Consider the following 3,066-nt stretch of genomic DNA (forward strand, 5'->3'; position numbering starts at 1 on the left):
AGGCGTATGGCATACGCCCTTATTTCATGAGGATCATCTTTCGCGTTTGCGATTGTTCTCCGGTTTGGAGGCGATAAAAGTAAGTGCCAGAGGGTAAGCCGGTGGCGTTGTACGATAAACGATAGGTACCGGGTCGTTGGTAGCCTTGGTAAAGCGATTGTACTTCCCGCCCATTCAAATCGAAAACTTTCAGTTCCACCGCACCCGACAATGGAAGACTGTAGGAAATAGAAGTAGATGCATTGAATGGGTTGGGGTAGTTGGGGTGAAGTGTTATTTTACTCGGAAGTTGAATGTATTCAAGTGATACAAATTCACTCGTTTCGTCGGTTGTGAAACGAATAGTACCACCAGTTCCGACTACCCAACCGGTGTTTGGATTAACGAAATCTGACTCATAAAGATAACTGGAACCAAGAAATACATTTGACCATGTTTGCCCATGATTGGTTGTGTGATATGCGCTGTATTCGTTAAACAACCAACCGTTTTCTGGATCTGAGAAATAGACGCTTTGAAGTACTCCAGAATTTATGTTGTTAGGAATCCAAGTGTTTCCTCCATCAGTAGTTGTTAAGTAGACACTATAATCGATACCAGATTCATATTCTTCATATCCCCCAACAATCCAACCGTGTAAACTATCCGAAAAACATATATCTGACAATACATTTGGACTGTTTTCATACACAGTCCATTGAGTATTCCAAGTAGTACCTCCATCGGTTGTACGAAGTATAGTACCTCTTATGCTAATTGCCCACCCATGTAGTTGATCAAGGAAACATACTTTGTTTAAAGTGACGCTAAAATTACTTGTTTGCGATATCCAGTTTTCTCCACCATCTGAGGTGTGAAAAACAACTCCGCCACTGCCTACAACCCAGCCATTTTGTCGATCGGTAAAATTAACAGAAGTAAGAGCTTGTGTTGTGTTAATGTAGCGGGTCTCCCAAGTAATTCCACCATCAGTCGTAGTTCCTAATCTACCATTTGAACAAGAAACCCACCCATAAGCTGAATCGATGAAATGAACGCTATAGTTACGACTTGCGTTCAATCTAGTGACAACATTCCAGTTCTGTCCACGATTCGTTGTTATCAGAACAATTCCTGAATCTCCAACAGCACACACTGTATTAGAGTTGACAACTGCAATCGAAAATAAATTATTTTGTACTCCCCGAGACACTTGAGTCCAGTTAACTCCATGATTGGTAGTTCTTTTAATGTGTCCATTCCATCCAACAATCCATGCAGCGTTTTCACTCAATCCATGTATTCCTAAAATTGTATTTGTTATTTGTCGTTGTGTTATCCAACTTGTACCTCCATTCGTTGTATGAGATACTTCACATATACCGAAGCTGGATTGTGAGAACAACCAAACAACATCGTCACTTACACATGAGATCTTTTTAATCTCGTAGTTAATACCTGAGTTGATCTGAACCCAAGAAAGACCTCCATTTATTGTTTTGTATAACCGATTAGACCCTGCTACCCAACCGTGATTGATATCGGAGAACGAAACACAGTAGAGCATTCCTCCCCAGTTAACACCAGAATCCATGACAGCCCAAGTTCTTCCACAATCTGTTGAGCGATTAACTTCGCTTCCTACAATCCATACTATGCTATCACTTGTACAATCAATACCCATCATCCAACCTACTGCTGGAAAACAGTTTAAAGTATCCCAACTATTTCCGCCGTTCGATGAATGAAAAAGAAGACCGTACTGATTTGATGCATATAAATTAAGTGAATCAAAATAAGAAAAGTTTGCGATTATATCATGTGGAATCGCATACAACTTGGTTCTCCAAGTCTCTCCACCATCTGTTGTATGTTGAATAGAACGGGAACTATGAAACCATATAGATGTAGGGCTAGAATGTGCGATACTCAAAAATGCATTTTGTGTATCAAGATTCACTAATGACCACGAAACTCCATAATCTGTTGTTTTGAAAGCAACACCCATCTCACCGGCAATCCAACCAGTACTGTCGTTTAACATATCCACTGCGTACAACCTATTCCCTTGTGGAAGAGGATTTTGCCACTCCCACCCCTGCGCAAACAGAGTTGGGGTAGAAAGGAGGAAAATTACTGGAGTACTGAGGAGAGTTACGAAGTATCGAAGTTTCATGGCGACCTCTGGTGTATCTGAATATACAAATATTACCGATACGCAAGAAGGTATTTTGCGAGATTCTAACAATTCTCAATGATTTTCTTTGAATGCCGTTAGAATTTCACAGCAAGCCCCACCCGGTACGATTGATCCGCTCCAATACCAATCATTGGTTTCCCGCGAATTCCCGTGGGGGGGTTCCCCGTAGGATTGCGAAGAGAATTCTGAAAGAAGATGAAGTCGGAGGGCATGATGAATCCGAACACCATGCCGGCACTACACCATAGCCCGGCATCGCGCCATGTCTTGTTGCCTTTGAAGCGCGATAAATCCCATTCGTAGCGATTCGCTTCGACGACGACATAAGTGCCAGTAGCCACTAATCCTGCGCCCACCGCATTTTTGTAACGGTTGTTCATCGCTTGGTTCGTCGATTGCGTTTTTCGCGAGAGGATTGACCACGTTCCATTTGGATTCCGCCGAAGATTTTTCTGGACAATTCGATTCAATTCTTTCGCCCGCGCCGGACTCGGTGGGTGTGACATAAAAATACGAGCTCCACCGCCATGCTTTTTCGCGATGCGTTGCCATAACGCGACGGCGGCAGTCGGCTGAAATCCGGCATCGGTCATCAAAAAGAGACCTTTGCTGTCTGATTCAGCTTCCTGATCGCGGGAGAATCCCATCGCCATCATCCCCGCGAAAATATCGGCACTCGATTGCGAAGTATTTGGTAAGAAGATTGCCCCAATCAGGATAGCAAGAATCGAAGCATTTTGTTGTTTGGAACCGTGTTGCTTATAATTGTGAACCAACTCATGCGCGACCACCGCGGCAAGTTCGTCGGAGGATTTCACTTCGGTGAGTAATCCCGTCAATACGCAAATCAGATCGGGCGAACAACTGCCTGAGGTGGCAAACGCATT

Annotated in this window: 2 protein-coding genes; both read right to left on the reverse strand. The window is 43.4% G+C overall.

Annotated features, from left to right (window positions below; all coding sequences use genetic code 11):
* Positions 1-19: 19 nt before the first annotated feature.
* Entirely contained in the window at positions 20-2,155 is a 2,136-nt protein-coding gene (locus tag OEM52_14635) for a YCF48-related protein (GenBank protein ID MDK9701371.1), read from the reverse strand.
* Between the two features lie 98 nt (positions 2,156-2,253).
* Positions 2,254-3,066 (reverse strand): M48 family metalloprotease (locus OEM52_14640; protein MDK9701372.1); only part of this gene is annotated, 813 nt, incomplete at its 5' end.

This window comes from bacterium (genome assembly GCA_030247525.1).
Classification (GTDB): Bacteria; Electryoneota; JAOADG01; order JAOADG01; family JAOADG01; genus JAOTSC01.